This is a genomic window from Exiguobacterium sp. U13-1, from assembly GCF_001750115.1.
Classification (GTDB): Bacteria; Bacillota; Bacilli; order Exiguobacteriales; family Exiguobacteriaceae; genus Exiguobacterium_A; species Exiguobacterium_A acetylicum.
Map to the genome: position 1 here is coordinate 981,291 of NZ_CP015731.1, position 16,934 is coordinate 998,224.

The following is a 16,934-nucleotide window of genomic DNA, read 5'->3' on the forward strand; positions in this document are numbered from 1 at the left end:
CGTCGAAGAGGAGGAAAACACATGGCAGTGGATACACAGTATGGAGAAGCAATTTGGTTAGATGGAGTCTTTCATGATCCGAAAGATGCGAACACGAGCGTCATGTCACATGCGATTCATTACGGTAGTGGATTCTTTGAAGGAATTCGTGCATACGCGACACCGGACGGACCGGCGATTTTCCAATTGAAGGAACATATCGAGCGTCTCTTCCGCAGTTGTGCGTACTACCATGTCACGATTCCGTATACTGTCGACGAACTTGTTCAAGCAACGATCGATTTAGTTGCGAAAAACGGATTTGAATCGTGTTATATCCGTCCATTCGTGTTCCTCGGTACGCCATGGCAAGCATTGATGGCGAAAGATACGACGGTTCATGTCGGCATCTCTTGCTGGGAGCTTGGGGAATACTTCGATAAAGGTGCTGGCATCCGTGCCAAAGTCGCATCATACCGCCGCGTCTCATCAACGATGATGCCGATGCAAGCGAAAGCGGCTGCGAACTATATGAACTCACAACTCTTAAAAGGTGAAGCGATTCGTGATGGATTTGACGAAGCAATCGCGCTCGACATGAACGGAAACGTTAGTGAAGCGAGTGTTGCGAATCTTTTCCTTCTTAAAAACGGAACGATTCATACACCGTCACTTGATTGTTCAGTACTCGACGGTATCACACGCCAAGTCATCATCCGTTTGGCACAAGATCAAGGCTATCCTGTCGTCGAACGTCACATCGGACGCGATGAGTTATATGTCGCAGATGAGATCTTCTTAACAGGAACAGCTGCTGAAATCACGAGTGTCGGTGAAATCGATCATATCTCCATCAACGGCGGAACACGGAACGTCGCAGATGAGTTGCTCGATCTTTACCGTCAAGCCGTCACAGGTCAATTGCCGCAATATGCGGATTGGTTGACGTATGTGACACCAGCTGTCGCAGAATGACGACGCGTACACTCGTCACGATCGATCGGAAGGCGGTGCGACAGAACGTCGCATCGGTCTTCGCTCGATCACGTAAACGTATTTTTGCCGTGGTCAAGAACAATGCGTACAACTTAGGCATGCTCGAGATGGTCGAAACGCTGACGGCGTCTGATGTGCATCACTTTGCTGTCGCCGAATTGTATGAAGCCATTGAAATCAAAACGAATTTTCCAGACAGTTATGTACTGGTGATGAATCCGACGGAGGATTTTGAAACAGCACGACGTTTCGGAATTGCACTCGGTGTCTCATCGCTAGAATGGCTCGCCCTAAACAGTAAACAGCTGCAAGGAATCGAGTTACATTTGAAGATCAACGTCGGGATGAATCGTTTTGGTGTCAGTTCGCTTCAAGAGGCGGAAGCTGTTCTTGCGCTTGCGCAAGCAGATTCGCTCGCTTTAACAGGTTTATATACACATTTTCCGCTTGCCGATGAGCCGGATGCGGATCACGATGGACAAGTCGAACGTTTCGTCGCCATTGCCGATGTGTTACGAAAGCGCCATACGTTTACGTATATGCACTCGGAAAACAGTGCGACGATCGTCAAACACGATCCGCGTCTCGCATTTTGTAATTATGTCCGCCCTGGAATCTTCTTATTCGGCTATTCACCGATTGAAAAGATGGACTGGCTCGTTCCTTCGCTACGGATGACGACGGAGGTCGTTGAAATTCGCGAAATCGGACCGGGTGAACACGTTGGGTACGGGACGAACTTTACGAGTACAGAACCGATGCGGATTGCCATCTTACCAGTCGGCTATGGAGACGGTGTCGTCCGTGGGCGTGCCGCTCTGCCTGTTCATATTAAAGAAAAACCTTATCCGGTCATCAATAAATTATTCATGAGTCATACGTTCGTCGCTGTCGATGGGACGGTTGAGGTCGGAGACGAGGTCGTGCTATACGGGGATGGCGTTGAAATTGACGATATTACTCGGACAGGAGCAGCGAACAATTCAGAGCAGATGTGTGCCCGGTCTTGGCGTTTGACGCATCAGTATCTATAAGGAGGAACTTATTATGTATGGAAGTCAATACCTGACAGAAGAAAACAATACGTTGCACATCGATGGTGTCGCAGCGACCGATCTTGCAGCACAGTACGGAACACCGTTGTATGTGATGGCAGAGCGGGAGCTGACGGATCGATTAGCGACCGTCCGGGAACACTTCCTTGATAAGTATCCGAACACGTATGCTTCCTTCGCCTCAAAAGCACTGACTGTCAGTGCCGTATATGAACAAGTCGTTCGTCATGGTCTTGGAATCGATGTCGTCACAGGCGGGGAACTCTTCATCGCCCGTCAATCCGGGGTTCCAGCAGAACGAATCTATTTCCATGGTTCGAATAAATCAACGGCTGATCTTCAGTATGCCGTTGAGGAAGGAGTCGGACGGATTGTCATCGATCACTTTGCAGAGATTGCACAACTGGAATCGATTGCGGCACAAGCCGGTCAAACGGTTCATGTCTTGATTCGGATCGTCCCACAAGTCATCGGGGGAGCGCATGCGAAAATCCAGACGGGTGGTGTCGATACGAAATTCGGTTTCTCGACGCATGCGTCAGATTACTTGGACGCAATCGAAGCGATTTTAGCATCGGAACATCTGTCGTTACTCGGCATCCATTGTCATGTCGGTTCGCAAATCCAAGATCCGTCACTGTTCGAACAGACGGCTCGGACGATGATGGGCTTCGTCGAAACGATTCGTGCGCATCATGGCTTCACAGTCAGCGAAGTTAATGTTGGCGGTGGCTTCGGTATTGCCTATACACAGGACGATCATCCGCTTGATTTTGAAGCGACGATTGCACGCGTCATGGATGTCATCGAGACGGAAACGGAGCGACTCGGCATCGAACGTCCACGAATCGGGATCGAGCCAGGGCGCTGGGTCGTTGCGAATGCAGGAACGACACTGTATACGGTCGGGGCAATCAAAGAGATCGAAGGCGTCCGCACCTATCTTTCGGTCGATGGCGGAATGACAGATAACATTCGCCCAGCACTTTACGGTGCGGTGTATGAAACGGTCATCGCTAACCGGATGAGTGGCGAAACGACCGAAGTGACGGTCGTTGGAGCAGCTTGTGAATCAGGGGATCTCGTCGCCGAAAAAGCACAGTTGGTTACACCGAACGGTGGCGATACACTTGCTGTCTTTGGAACAGGGGCATATAACTTCTCGATGGCAAGCAACTACAACCAGTTCTTACGTCCGGCACTTGTTTTCGTTCGGGACGGGGAATCCCGTGAAGTCGTCCGTCGACAAACGTATGCGGATTTGATTCAGTGTGATCTTGGAATCAATGGGGTCCGATCAGAGTCGTAAGAGGTACGGGGTCAAACGAGAGGACAAAAAAACCGACGCTATCGCGCCGGTTTCATGCATGTGATATATGGCGATTCTTCTCTTGAATAGGGAGGGATCGTTTTTTTGTTGCGATCAGCATATTCAGTTTGGGATTTTTAAGACTTGTCCAACGAGCAGGAGGTTCGGATTCGTAATGTTATTTGCCTGCATCAATGCTGTGACGGTGACACCATAACGTGTCGCAATCGAGTAAAGTGTATCACCGGCTTTGACGGTATACGTCGTTGTTGGAATTTTCAAGACTTGACCGACATTCAACAGATTCCAATTCGTGATGTTATTCGCACTCGCGAGGGCAGAGACCGAGATGTTGTATTTGCGGGCGATGGAATAGAGTGTATCGCCAGCTTTGACGGTATACGTCGTACCGGTTGAAGTCGGTGACCGTAACAGTTCTGAAATCGTGACGAACGAATAGCCTTTTGCTTTTAGTTTTGAAATCATCGTTGGCAAAGCGGTTGGTGTTCCTTTCGCACCAGCCCCAGTGTGCATCAGGATGATTGATCCGGGAACGACTTTTGGTATTACACGATCCAAGATGGCTGTTGAAGAGATGCCTTTCCAATCCGTCGTATCAATATTCCATTGAATCGTTTTCGTGTAACCTGCAGCCCCAACTGCACTCAACACGTTACTGTTACTTGCACCAAACGGCGCCCGAAAAATTGGTTTCGTCGTTTTTCCGGTCAAGGACCGGATGAGGGATTCTGTTCGGGATAATTCACTCGTCATCTGACTTGCTGTTAAGGTCGTAAAATCCGGATGCGAATATGAGTGATTGCCGATTTGATGTGTCGGAGAAGCGGTTGCGATGTTTTTGATCGATTGGGGATGGTTGGTTGCACCACTGCCTGTCAAAAAGAAAGTCGCTTTCACTTGGTTACTTTTTAAGATACTTAAGATTTTGGCAATGTTCGTTCCATCTGAACCGTCATCAAACGTCAATGCGACGACTTTTTGCGTCGTCGTTCCTTTCGTAACGAACGTAGAGCTCGCTGCATCGACCTGTGAGGGGATTGAAAGTGGAGTCAGGAGAAGCAGTCCGATCATCATGATGGTGGGTTTCTTGATGTTCATCGTCTAGTACCTCCTTCATCAAAAACATGCTTTACAAGTACTCTTTATTAAGGTATTCCCTTTATTTTAAAAAAAGAACTAAGAAATTCCCGTTTTGCAAAGAAATAAAACTAAATTACAGAAAATTTGTTTAAACCGTAATCTTTTTGGGAAACCATAATATATGGAAATAGTAAAAAGGAGTGAGAAGGAATGATCGAATTCAAAAACGTCGGTAAGCAGTTTAAGGACAATGTCGTCTTGAAAGGCTTATCGCTCGAGATTCAAAAGGGTGAACTCGTTGTCTTCATCGGACCAAGTGGTTGTGGGAAGACGACATCACTTAAGATGATCAATCGATTGATTGAACCTTCTTCAGGTACGATTTTAGTCAACGGGAAGGACATCATGAAGACGGATACGATTGAATTAAGACGTCATATGGGATATGTCATCCAGCAAACCGGCTTGTTCCCTCACATGACGGTCCGGGAAAACATTCAATTGATTGCGGGGCTTGAGGGGAAAGATCACGATGAAATGGATCAACGGACAGAACAATTGTTGACGATGGTCGGGCTTGATCCAAAACAATTCATCGATCGTTATCCAAGCGAACTCAGTGGTGGGCAGCAACAGCGTGTCGGTTTCGCACGTGCTCTGATGAATGATCCTGATGTCATCTTGATGGATGAGCCATTCAGTGCACTCGATCCCGTTACCCGTAACGATCTACAGGAAGAGTTGTTTAACTTGCAAGAGGAAGTGAAAAAGACTATCGTTTTCGTCACCCATGATATGGATGAAGCGATCAAGTTAGCGGATCGGATATGTATCATGCGTGATGGAGAAATCGTTCAGTTCGATACTCCAGAAGAGATCCTCCGTCATCCAAAAGATGAATATGTCGAATCGTTCATCGGAAAAAATAAAATCTGGAGTAGTCCAGAATTCATCAAAGCAGAAGATATCATGATTGAGGACCCAGTTTCAATCAGTGGCAAACGGACGTTGCTGCAGGGAATTGAAATCATGCGGGGACGAAAAGTCGACAGCCTGTTGATTACCGATCGTGACCGTGTCTTACAAGGGCTGATTAAGTTGAAGAACATCCAGACGATCCCGGATAAGAGCCAACGGATCGAAGAAGTGATGGAAGGTGAAATCATCGCCGTCAATGAACATGATTCGTTACTCGATGTTCTTGAGGTCATGAATCAGGAAGAGACTGGTTATCTACCAGTAACGGATGCAACTGGAAAACTCAGAGGATTGATCACACGTAGTAGCTTACTTTCCGTCTTGAGTGAGCAATTCATTCATGAGGAGGAAGTCCAATGAACGGATTCTTTGATTATGTAAAAAATAATACCGATCAGATCGGTGATTTATTGCTAGAGCACTTACAGCTGACGGTCTTTGCCGTCGTCATCGCGGTCGTTCTCGGGATTCCGATCGGAATTCTGATCACCCGTTACCAAAAGTTCGCGAAACCTGTCCTTGCGCTGACGAGTGTCGTGCAAGCCGTTCCGAGTCTTGCTTTACTCGGTTTCTTGATTCCGTTCATTGGTATCGGGTCGACACCAGCGATCATCATGGTCGTGCTTTATTCACTCTTGCCAATCGTTAAAAATACCTACACAGGTCTGTCGAGCATTCCCGGGGACACGCTCGAAGCAGCTAAAGGAATTGGTTTAACGGATCGGCAAATCCTCAGTAAGGTTCAGATTCCACTTGCCTTGCCGATCATGATGGCAGGGATTCGAATTTCAGCCGTTACAGCTGTTGGTTTAATGACGATCTCAGCATTCATCGGTGCCGGTGGTCTTGGTTACCTCGTCTTCTCAGGTATTCAAACAGTTGATAATAACCAGATTCTTGCCGGAGCAATTCCAGCCGGGATTTTAGCCCTTGTCATCGACTTCGTCGTTAGTCGGATTGAATATTCGGTAGCGCCGAACGGGATTCCACTTGCAGATGGTCGAATCAAGAATAAGGCGCGGAAGCGTCGTAAGGCGATGCCAGCCGGACGTAAGATTGCAATCGCAAGTATCGTCTTCTTATTAATCGGTGGAACGGTCGCTTACTCTTTCCTCAAGGAAGATAAGATCGTCATCGGATCGAAGAACTTTACGGAACAATTGATTCTCGGAAATATGTTAGCGGATTTAATCGAAGATAAGACAGATTTAGAAGTCGAACGTCAATTGAACCTCGGTGGAACGAAAGTCGCTTACGGGGCGCTTGAAAAAGGGGAAATCGACGCGTATGTTGAGTACACAGGTACTTTGTTGATCGACGTGCTCAAGCAAGACGTCGAGACGGATCCAGAAACAGTTTATGCCAAAGTCGGGAAGATGATTCCTGAGAAAAGTCAAGTCGATGTCCTTGATCCAATCGGTTTCAACAATACGTATGCGCTTGCCATGACGAAAGAAGATATCGAAAAATATGACTTGAAGACGGTATCCGATATGTCAAAAGTCAGTGATCGTTTGATTCTCGGATCAACAATCGAATTCGCGAATCGGGAAGATGGTTATCTTGGTTTGAAGAAAAAGTATCCGGACATGAAATTCCAAGATGTACAACCCGTCGATGGAGGACTCCGTTATACAGCGCTGACGAATGGTCGGACGAACGTCATCGACAGCTTCTCGACAGACGGTTTGTTACAAAAATTCGATTTGACGGTACTAGAGGACGATAAGAAATTCTTCCCACCATACTATGCAGTACCGCTTGTTCGTCAAGAAACACTCGAAGAACATCCAGAACTGAAAAAAGTCCTCAACACATTGAAGGATAAAATCACGGATGAAAAGATGCAAGAATTGAACTACAAAGCAGATGTCGAGAAACAGCGTCCTGAAAAAGTCGCGCGTGATTTCTTGATTGAAGAAGGATTGATCTCCAAATAAACAGGTAGAGCCGAGGCGGGAATCCGCTTCGGCTCTTTTTTATGCGCGCTGACGCGCTATATCGTTTTGGAAAATACGTAATCAAGTGATTAAATTATTTTTTGATGCGACTAGCGAGCCAAGCGCGAACAGTGCGTTGCTGAATCATACACGTTCTTCCTCTCGGTTTAATGTTCCAAGGCGGTGCTCGGCATCCTTAACGATACGTGCTTGAATCTCGACTGTCAACCAATCTGTTTCCGTTTCAGGTAACGTCGGCAAACCGTAACTTGGGTTATTCGTAGATGAAAATAAATCAGACATGATGCGTTCTTCGTATACTGGAATCATGTAAAATCCCCTCTCTGTGTCTTGATTCATCTCTTACACCTCTAGTGTACGAAAGGATTGTAAAGACGGAAGAGGGGAGGTGTTAAGAAGTCGTGAACTTTGTAAACGTTTTCACAAACTTGTCAAATCATCTTCAATGGCTTCGCAACTTGCCGTGTATTGTTGACCCCGTTTGACATATTTTCGTACTGTTCGTTCCATGATGAATCGATCATGGTCACTGATATCCCGGACGATTTTGGCGGGGACACCCATGACCATCGCGCCTGCAGGCACCTTCATTTTTGGCGGAACAAGACTTCCTGCAGCGACAAATGCACCTTCTCCGATCTCGGCTTCATCGAGAATTGTCGCTGACATCCCAATCAGTGCTCCTTTTCGGATGATTCCACCATGAATCATCACCATATGACCAATTGTCACCTCATCTTCAATGATGGTCGGATACCCTTCATACTGATGAATCATCGAACCATCTTGAATGTTGACACGTTCCCCAATGTGAATCGGACCTTCATCTCCCCGGATGACCGTATTGAACCAGACGGATGAGTCTTTTCCGATTGTGACCTCTCCGATGACTTTAGATCCGTCCGCTAAATAAACGGATGGATCGATGTTTGGAACAAGTGAACCAACACGATATTTCATGCGTTTTTCCCCCTCAGACATTAAATCGATACTCTTTCATCTTGACGTTACAAAAAATAAATTGCAACAGCTTCCAAACTAATTGTAAGATGGTAAAAATACGCTTACAACAGGAGGAGACAGGATGGAACAAACAGTGCGTGAACGATTGATCGCGATTGCTGCAAAAAAAGAGAAAGCAGCCGTCGTCTATCAGAATATTTCAGTCATTGATGTCATGACACGAGAAACCTATACAGCAGATGTAGCGATTGATTCAGGCTATATCGCGGCTGTCGGGGAAGGATACGAAGGAATCGATAATCGTCCGGGAGAGGGGCTCTTCATCGCACCAAGTTTCGTCGATGCCCACGTCCATATTGAATCATCGATGGTCCCACCGAGTGAGTATGAGCAAGCGATTCTACCATTAGGGGTCACGACGATCATTGCCGATCCGCATGAGATCGCGAATGTCAAAGGAGCGGAAGGATTATCCTTCATGCTAGACGATGCTGAAGGTCTTGCCCTTGATGTACGCATGATGTTACCGAGTTGTGTACCAGCGACTTCGTTTGAACACGCGGGAGCATCTCTTGACGCCGCGGCACTTGCACCGTTCGTCGATCATCCTGGTGTCCATGGTTTAGGAGAAGTCATGGATTATCCAGCGGTCGAACGAGCCGATCACGATATGCTCCAAAAAATTAAACAGATCGAAGACGCAGGAAAACTAATCGATGGTCATGCTGCAGGACTCGGACCACGCGAAATCAACATTTATGGTGTCGCTGGAATTCGAACGGATCATGAATCCGTCAGTAAGGAAGATGCCATCGCCCGAGCGCGTCGTGGTCTGTATGTTGAAATACGTGAAGGTTCGGCAGCTCGAAACTTAAAAGAAGTACTCGATGCTGTAACGGAAAGCAATGCGAGCCGTTTCCTCTTCTGTACGGATGATAAACATTTGGATGATACGTTACGAGAGGGAACGATCGACTATAATATCCGCTATGCGATCCGTCATGGGATTAAACGTGAGACAGCGTATGCGATGGCATCGTTGCACGCGACGAACGCGTATCGTTTAGACGATCGGGGAGCCATCGTACCAGGACGTCGGGCGGACTTCGTCTTGTTATCCGATGCTGATAACGTCGTGATTGACGAGGTCTATATTCAAGGTGATTGTGTTGCGCGAGCAGGGAAAACGATTCGTCCGGTTCGCCGCGCGCATGTGCCAGAGTCATTACGCGGAACCTTGAATACAAAACCGATTACACCGGAAGTATTCGCCCTTCCACTTGAATCAGCGCGTGCGCATGTCATTGGAGTCATTCCGAAAAGCATCGTCACCGAGCACTTGATTCTCGACGTTCCACTTCAAGATGGACATTTCGTGCCTGTGCCGGAACAGGATCTCTTAAAGATTGCTGTCATTGAACGTCATCACGGGACAGCCTTCTCGGCAGTCGGTATCGTCAAAGGCTTTAAGATGAAACGCGGAGCGATTGCAGCGACTGTTGCCCATGATTCACACAACCTCGTCATCGTAGGCGCGTCAGACGAAGAGATGCAACTGGCCGCAGAACGTCTCGTCCAAGCGGGTGGGGGAGTCATTGCTGTCAATGGTCAAGAAGTGCTTGCCGAGTTACCGCTTGAAATCGCTGGACTGATGACGAATCGTCCCTTCCAAGAAGTTGGAGATACACTCGAAGCATTGAATGATGCACTCGATGTATTAGAGGCGGATCGGTCCTTTAATCCCTATTTAACGATGTCATTTCTTTGCTTACCGGTCATTCCGGAGTTAAAGCTGACCGACAGTGGATTATTCGACGTAAAACACTTTCAGCATATTTCAGTACAAGCAGACTGATGTCCGTCGCGAGTCTGAGTCTCATTCCGGGACTCAGACCGTTTTTCTATCAATCGAGGTACGATAAAATCAAAAAAAAGCCACTTTACAAAACGGCTAAAAATCCTTAATGAAACTTAATAGTTTGGATGTTGAATCATTTTGGAAAGCTTGTTATAGTAAGTTCTATATCGTTTGTGAGAAATCTCACTTTCTATGAAACTTTTATCTAGAAGGGTCGTAGAAAACAGTAGGACAACAAGATTAGAAAGGAGATCATCATTATGGATAAGACCTATTTTGAAGGACATGAAGCTTTGATTGCGGATGTCTATCGTTCATTCACGCGTCAGTTCCATGCCCTACCGACACATCGACGAACGAAACGTCAGTTGCGAAATCTTGCATTCTCCGTCATTCGTCAAGCTCGACCGACGTATGAGGAACGCACCGTTCTTTATGCTTACTTCGCTGAATTCTTCCGAGCAGTTGAGGAAGGACAGGATGAAGAGATTGCTTTTTACAAACAAATTGCACAGTAAAGACCCCCGATGGCTCCGTCAGAAGGGGTCTTTGTTGTTTTTTGAGAATCGCGTTCGGAAATAAAAAAACAAGTAGGGAACGAGGTCCGCTACTTGTTCATCAATGTTTTAAAGGGTTATTTTACTTCCATCCATTTAAAGCTCATATCGGCACCGAATGGGTGACGGTACAATTTATCAATGTTTGTCCGTTGTAAGTAAGCTTCCCCTTTTTGGTAGATTGGTGCGATGGCGTAGTCTTCTGTCAACAGCATTTTTTCAGCTTCTTGCATGTCCGACCAACGTTTCGCTTCATCTGCTTGTTGTTTTGCTCCCTTGATGAGATCATCGAACTTTTTGTTCGAGTATTCCATCCGGTTGAAGCTTCCATCCGTTAACCACATATCAAGGAACGTCATTGGATCCTGGTAGTCAGGTCCCCAACCAGCCGCAGAGATATCGTAATCTCCCTTCGATTCGAGTTCGAGGAAGTTTTTGAATGGTTGTTGTTTGATTTTGATCGTCAAACCAGGTAGGTGTTTCTCAAGATCTCCTTTTAAGTACTCAGAAACCTTCTTGAAGGCATCTTCATCTCGTGAGAGCATGCTGAGTTCGACTGTCTTCACACCAAGTTCCTTCAAGCCAGCATCCCAAGCTTTTTTCGCAGCGTCAGCATCGTAGCTTTGTAGATCAGGATACTTCGCGCGGAAGTCTTCTCCATCTGGTGTAAACGTGAAGTCTTTCGCGACGATGAAGTTTGCAGGTTTTGATCCATCATTTAGGATGACATCTGTAATCCCTTGTTTCTCAAAGCCAAGCGCGAGTGCTTTTCGAATGTTTTTATTCTTCAATGCTTTATTCTTTTGGTTAAAGCGAAGGAAGTTGATCCGAGCATCTGGACGCGTCTTGTAATCATCTGATTTTTCATACTGCGAAACGAATTCAGACGTAATTGGTGCAAAATCGACTTCTTTCGCTTCGAACAGGTTGACGCCAGTTGAGATTTCTTTGACGACCTTGACATCGATTTTATCCATCTTGACATTCGCTTTATCCCAGTAATCTGGATTTTTCTTGTATGTCCAACCAGCATTTGCTTGCCACTTATCGAGGACGAAAGGTCCGTTGAAGACCATTGTATCAACACTTGTCGCGAACTTATCGCCTTTATCTTCGACGAATGATTGTTTTAATGGTAAGTACGTCGGGAAACTCGTCAAACCAAGGAAGTAAGGTGCTGGAGCTTCAAGTTGGACTTCAAGTGTCTGATCGTCAACTTTCTTGACACCCAGTTCATCAAGTTCAGCGTCGCCAGCCATGATTTTGTTGGCGTTCTTTAAATCTTGTAGAATGTACGCGTATTCTGCTGCTGTCTTCGGATCAAGTGCGCGTTTCCAAGCATAGATGAAATCATCTGCTGTGACGGCTGATCCATCTGACCACTTCGCATCTTTACGCAGTTTGAATGTATATGTTTTTTTATCTTCCGACACTTCGACGCTTTCCGCGATTCCAGGTGTTGGTTTGTTATCACCATCAAGACGATATAGCCCTTCGAAGACGTTGTTCGTGACGATGATGGAAGTCGAGTCCGTCGTTTTCGTCGGATCTAGCTGAGGTACATCCGTCGTCGAAACGAGTGTGACTTCCTTTTTTTTGTTTTTCGAATCAGATCCGCTTGTGTTTTCGTCATTTCCTTGCCCGCATGCAGCGACAGCAAGAAGCGCGATGCTGGAAAGTCCAGCAAAAGCGATTTTCGATGGTTTATTCATGGAACGATGACCCCCCGAGAGTTAGTGTTAAATATTTCAGAAAAATGTGAACATATTGTTAATTTAAGTGAAAGTGATTAAAAATGCAACATAAATTTTCAGATAATTCTCACTGATCAAGGTCTATCTCCTCAATTCCAAGCGATTTTAAATAGTCATAAAGTAGGAATAAGGTCAGCTTATGCGGGGAATACATTCGTAACGTCAATCGAACGGGATTACCACGTAATCGCATATTCGTAATACGTACACCTTTACGCTCTAGAGCAAGAACGATGTCTGTCGGATCAAGTCCGGAAGGAAGTAAGAGATGCGCAACGAGGACATTTGCTTCGAACCGACTATTGTTGATACGCCCCATCATCCGAGTTAAGCCTTCCAGTAAGAGGAAGAGAAAGAGAACGAGAAAAATCGACTCCCAGATGAAACCTGCACCGACAGCGATTCCAATCCCGCTTGCACTCCAAATAATAGCGGCAGTCGTTAATCCGCTGACGATATCATGCGGTCGACGTAAGATGACACCAGCGCCGATAAAACCAATTCCGGTAATGATTTGGGCGACGAGACGCATCGGATCCATCTGAACATTCGTCGCCATGTCATGGTAGAGTAAGACCGATTTGATGGAAACGATGGTTAACAGGCAACTGATCAGGGTAATTACGAGGCTAGTGCGTATACCAACCGGTTTATTTTTGATTTCACGCTCGAATCCGATGAAAATTCCAAGTGTAGCGGCTAATAGGAGTTTTAGAAGGTCTTCGAGCTGAAATACATGAATCCAGTTCATTCGTCTCAAATCCTTTCTTTACTTTAAAAGGTGATTTGTTATAATGACTTTTGTGTCTTTCGAATGAATATACGTAAGATGTAATAGATATACGAAAAAGGAAGTGTCTCATCATGAATCAACAAAAAATCGGGTTCTTTGCTCTCGCTGCAATGGTCATCGGTTCCATGGTCGGTGGAGGAGCTTTTAACCTTCCTGGTGCAATGGCTCAAAGTGCAAGTGCAGGACCTATCCTCATCGGCTGGAGTATTACGGGGATTGGGATGATCATGCTCGCGTTAGTATTCCAACATCTCGCCAATAGTAAACCAGAGCTCGAAGGCGGTATCTATGCCTATGCGCGTGAAGGGTTCGGACGTTTCGTCGGCTTTAACAGTGCTTGGGGATACTGGGTATCGGCGTGGATCGGAACAGTTGCGAATATCACGCTCGTGTTTAATGCGATTAGTTATTTCTTCCCGATTTTCGCAGCAGAAAATCGAATATTCCTTCTTTTGATGAGTATGGTCGTCATTTGGGGATTGTTCTGGCTCGTCTCGAGCGGAATTAAGGAAGCGACACTCGTCAATCTGATTACGACGATCGCAAAGCTCGTTCCGATCTTGATTTTCATTCTTCTAGTAGGAATCGCCTTTAATATCAAAACGTTTAATTTGGATATTTGGGGAGAGGGAACAGAACTCGGTTCGATCTTCGATCAAGTAAAAGGAACGATGCTCGTCACACTTTGGGCGTTCGTTGGAATTGAAGGGGCGGTCGTTTTATCAAGTCGTGCTAAAAATCGAAGTGATGTCGGGAAAGCGACAGTGACGGGACTTGTTGGCGTTCTAGTCATCTATATCTTAATTTCCGTTCTATCACTAGGAGTGCTCAGTCAAGAACAACTAGCTGGATTAAAAGAACCGACGATGGCATATGTATTAGAGGCAGCGATTGGACCAATCGGTGCGACGATCATCATGATCGGTTTGATTATCTCACTATCCGGTGCACTTCTCGGATGGACGATTCTCGCATCGGAGATTTCGTATCTTGTGGCAAAAGACGGTGCATTTCCGAAAGCATTCGCAAAAACGAATCGGAAAGGTGCTCCAGTCGGCGCGCTGTTGATTACACAAATCGCGACACAAGTTGTCGCAGGAATCGCGCTTTTCTCAGCGCAAACCTATCTTGTCCTGTCGAGTATCGCTGGGATTTGTGCGTTATTACCGTATTTGTTATCAGCATTGTATAGCATTCGGACATCGCGAGAAGAGCGCAATCAGAAAATGTTACTTTTCTCCATCATCGCATCAGCGTATTCGATTTGGCTCGTCTATGCGTCGGGTATCTGGTACATCGTCATCGCGGCATTAGTCTATGCTCCAGGGATTCTCGCATATGCTTTAGCAGAGCGAGAACAGCAACGGACGGGCATGTCACGTTATGAGTGGATTGCCAGTATGGTTCTTGTTGTCTTAGCAGGAGTAGCCGTTTACGGAATGGTTGTAGGAGAAATTCAATTGTAAGAAACGATATGCAAAAGAAGTCACGGTGATTTTCATACACCGTGACTTCTTTTTTGATTAAGGTGCTAAGAATCGTTTTTCGACATCCTGTACAGATAGAGGTTCAGAGAAAATGAACCCTTGCATATGCTGACACGATGTCGTTTTTAGATAATCTAACGCGTGTTCTGTCTCAACACCTTCAGCGACAAGATTCAACTCTAAGTTGTGACCAAGTTGAATGATGGAATCGAGCAAGGCGTGTTCATTTGTCGCCAGACCATCAATGAATACTTTATCGATTTTTAATTCGTCGATTGGAAAAGCACTGAGATACTGCAAAGAAGAATAACCGGTACCGAAATCATCGATTGATAAACGGAAGCCGAGCGACTTGATGAGGTGCATGCGTTCGACCGTTCGTTGTGTCTGTAAGATCGCAATATTCTCTGTCATCTCCAACGTAACGGAAGATGGTGAAACGAGTTGATCCGTTACGATATGTTGCAGCGTTCGAATAAAGGAGTCGCTTTGGAACTGATGCGGTGAAATGTTGATTGCCATCGTCAGTTTAGGGTCAATTGTCTGTTGCCACTTCGCGAGCTGTTCACATGCTTCAATGATGACCCAGTTGTTGATTGGTGTGATCAGTGAAGCTTCTTCAGCGAGTGGAATGAATTCATCTGGTGGAATACTCCCGAGTGCCGTGTGATTCCAGCGTAATAACGCTTCGAAGCCTTTAACGGCTTGTGTCTGAAGTTCAATGATTGGTTGATAAGCAAGATATAGGGATTGATCTTCGAGTGCCGTGAAGAGGGATCGTTCGAGTTGGATTTTACGTGTGAATTGTGTGTCCATCTCGTGTGTTAAGTACTGAATCGTTCCGGTACCAATTGATTTTCCTGCGTATAGAGCTGTTTCCGATCGGCGATATAAATCCTCCAGTGTTTTGGCTTCGGACGGATAGACGGTGATCCCGAACGTACAAGAAACGATCAGTGAGTGACCATTGATGTAATAAGGGCACTGCAGTGCTTGTTGTAATTTCCGAGCATATTGGAAAAGCAGATTGCTCGACGGTGCAGGTAACAAGACGCCGAATAGATCACTCGTCGGATGAAAAGCGAGTATACCTGTCGTATGTTGCAAAAGGCGCGTTGCCATTGCTTGAAGTAGTTGATCACCGACGTGTGTTCCAAACGAGTCGTTGATCACTTTGAAACGATCGATATCGAACAAGATGAGGGCAATCGGATCATGCGACGCAGCAGAGCGGAATAATGCTTCACCTTCGCGTAAAAATCCACGTTTATTTAATAAATGCGTCATCTCATGATGATGCACTAAAAAATCGAGTTCTTCTTCAAGTGCTGTTGTTTCCGTGATGTCGTTCCCGATGAACAGGTGCTGAAAACGAACGCCGTTCGCATCATAGGTTGGAATGAGCGTCGCTTGGAGATGTTTTCGTTCACCCGTTTGCGAAGTGAGGCTAAGGCGACCAGACCAGGCTTTTCGTTCACGAAGTTGTGCACGAATCTCCGAAACGACAGAACTGGATGGATCTAAGATGAGTGACCAAGGCTGGTTGAGAAGCATCTCAGAGCAATATCCTGTCACATCGATGAGTTGATCATTCACGTACGTGATCGTTCCCCGTGCATCGAAGACGGCGACAGAAGCAATCTGATCGAATGCATGACGCAAATCCATCAATCCTTGGAAGAGTGGTTTCATTTTCGTTTGTTGCTCAGCTGAAGGGATACAGCAAGCAAAAGCGGCAATAACGGTTCCTGTATGATCAAGTAAAGGAGACAGAAGGAGAGTTGATGTTACAGAAGTGCCCGTCTTATGCAACAAGGAGGCATTCGGTAATTGGACGGATTGACGGCGCTCCAAGAAGGCATGCCAAATCTGTTGACTGAATGCCATGTCTTCCCGTTCAAGAAGTGGAACAGTCTGACCCACGACTTCCTGTTGTGTCCAGCCCCATTGCTGTTCGGCTAGATTATTCCAAGAGCGGATGGTCAAATCAGTATTCAATATGAAAGCGGGTAAAGGGAATTCTTGAATGACGACTTCATAGGAATCAATGGTCGAACGGTCCATTACGTGCGCACGCTCCTTTATAATGAAAAGAGATGACGGTTCACTTGTCTTGTCTTTTCCCAATATATTCAATTCTTAC

14 protein-coding genes are annotated in these 16,934 nt (G+C 46.0%); 8 read left to right on the forward strand and 6 right to left on the reverse strand.

What is annotated here, in order from left to right; genetic code table 11:
- Positions 1-21: 21 nt before the first annotated feature.
- The 3 genes from ESP131_RS05020 to lysA are packed head-to-tail and all read left to right on the forward strand — an operon-like array spanning position 22 to position 3,339.
- Complete coding sequence (locus ESP131_RS05020; RefSeq protein WP_023467124.1) at positions 22-954, forward strand: branched-chain amino acid transaminase; 933 nt, start codon at positions 22-24, stop codon at positions 952-954.
- Complete coding sequence (gene alr / locus ESP131_RS05025; protein ID WP_069940297.1) at positions 951-2,009, forward strand: alanine racemase; 1,059 nt, start codon at positions 951-953, stop codon at positions 2,007-2,009. Before ESP131_RS05020 ends, alr begins: the two co-directional genes overlap by 4 nt.
- A gap of 13 nt (positions 2,010-2,022) precedes the next feature.
- Positions 2,023-3,339, forward strand: coding sequence for a diaminopimelate decarboxylase (lysA, locus tag ESP131_RS05030; RefSeq protein WP_069940298.1), 1,317 nt, complete (start codon positions 2,023-2,025; stop codon positions 3,337-3,339).
- A gap of 123 nt (positions 3,340-3,462) precedes the next feature.
- Here lysA and ESP131_RS05035 read toward each other — a convergent pair whose 3' ends face one another.
- The gene (locus tag ESP131_RS05035) at positions 3,463-4,458 is read right to left on the reverse strand and encodes a LysM peptidoglycan-binding domain-containing protein (RefSeq protein ID WP_069940299.1); all 996 of its coding nucleotides are present in this window, start codon (positions 4,456-4,458) and stop codon (positions 3,463-3,465) included.
- Positions 4,459-4,650: 192 nt separating this feature from the next.
- Here ESP131_RS05035 and ESP131_RS05040 point away from each other — a divergent pair, with 192 nt between their 5' ends.
- Positions 4,651-5,778 (forward strand): ABC transporter ATP-binding protein, encoded by a 1,128-nt coding sequence (locus ESP131_RS05040; protein ID WP_053452313.1) that lies wholly within the window; start codon positions 4,651-4,653, stop codon positions 5,776-5,778.
- Entirely contained in the window at positions 5,775-7,358 is a 1,584-nt protein-coding gene (locus tag ESP131_RS05045; RefSeq protein WP_029340779.1) for an ABC transporter permease/substrate-binding protein, read from the forward strand. Before ESP131_RS05040 ends, ESP131_RS05045 begins: the two co-directional genes overlap by 4 nt.
- A 144-nt stretch (positions 7,359-7,502) precedes the next feature.
- Here the strand turns inward: ESP131_RS05045 and ESP131_RS05050 are convergent, their stop codons facing one another.
- Both ESP131_RS05050 and ESP131_RS05055 read right to left on the reverse strand, forming a co-directional pair.
- A complete protein-coding gene (locus ESP131_RS05050; RefSeq protein WP_029340780.1) occupies positions 7,503-7,688 on the reverse strand; it encodes a hypothetical protein in 186 nt (61 codons plus the stop codon).
- A 111-nt stretch (positions 7,689-7,799) separates the two neighbouring features.
- Positions 7,800-8,339 (reverse strand): gamma carbonic anhydrase family protein, encoded by a 540-nt coding sequence (locus tag ESP131_RS05055; protein WP_069940300.1) that lies wholly within the window; start codon positions 8,337-8,339, stop codon positions 7,800-7,802.
- Positions 8,340-8,463: 124 nt separating this feature from the next.
- On the opposite strand from ESP131_RS05055, the gene ade reads away from it, so the two are divergent.
- Positions 8,464-10,197, forward strand: a complete 1,734-nt coding sequence (ade, locus tag ESP131_RS05060; protein WP_029340782.1) for an adenine deaminase — start codon at positions 8,464-8,466, stop codon at positions 10,195-10,197.
- Positions 10,198-10,460: 263 nt separating this feature from the next.
- The gene (locus tag ESP131_RS05065) at positions 10,461-10,718 is read left to right on the forward strand and encodes a hypothetical protein (RefSeq protein ID WP_023467133.1); all 258 of its coding nucleotides are present in this window, start codon (positions 10,461-10,463) and stop codon (positions 10,716-10,718) included.
- A gap of 116 nt (positions 10,719-10,834) precedes the next feature.
- Here the strand turns inward: ESP131_RS05065 and ESP131_RS05070 are convergent, their stop codons facing one another.
- Positions 10,835-12,469, reverse strand: a complete 1,635-nt coding sequence (locus ESP131_RS05070) for a peptide ABC transporter substrate-binding protein (protein WP_029340783.1) — start codon at positions 12,467-12,469, stop codon at positions 10,835-10,837.
- 109 nt (positions 12,470-12,578) lie between these two features.
- A complete protein-coding gene (locus ESP131_RS05075; protein WP_029340784.1) occupies positions 12,579-13,262 on the reverse strand; it encodes an MgtC/SapB family protein in 684 nt (227 codons plus the stop codon).
- A 110-nt stretch (positions 13,263-13,372) separates the two neighbouring features.
- Here ESP131_RS05075 and ESP131_RS05080 point away from each other — a divergent pair, with 110 nt between their 5' ends.
- Positions 13,373-14,770 carry a basic amino acid/polyamine antiporter gene (locus ESP131_RS05080; RefSeq protein ID WP_197499342.1) on the forward strand — a complete coding sequence of 466 codons (1,398 nt, stop codon included), beginning with the start codon at positions 13,373-13,375 and terminating at the stop codon, positions 14,768-14,770.
- A 57-nt stretch (positions 14,771-14,827) separates the two neighbouring features.
- On the opposite strand, the gene ESP131_RS05085 is transcribed toward ESP131_RS05080, so the two are convergent.
- The gene (locus ESP131_RS05085; RefSeq protein ID WP_069940301.1) at positions 14,828-16,855 is read right to left on the reverse strand and encodes a sensor domain-containing protein; all 2,028 of its coding nucleotides are present in this window, start codon (positions 16,853-16,855) and stop codon (positions 14,828-14,830) included.
- Positions 16,856-16,934 lie beyond the last annotated feature (79 nt).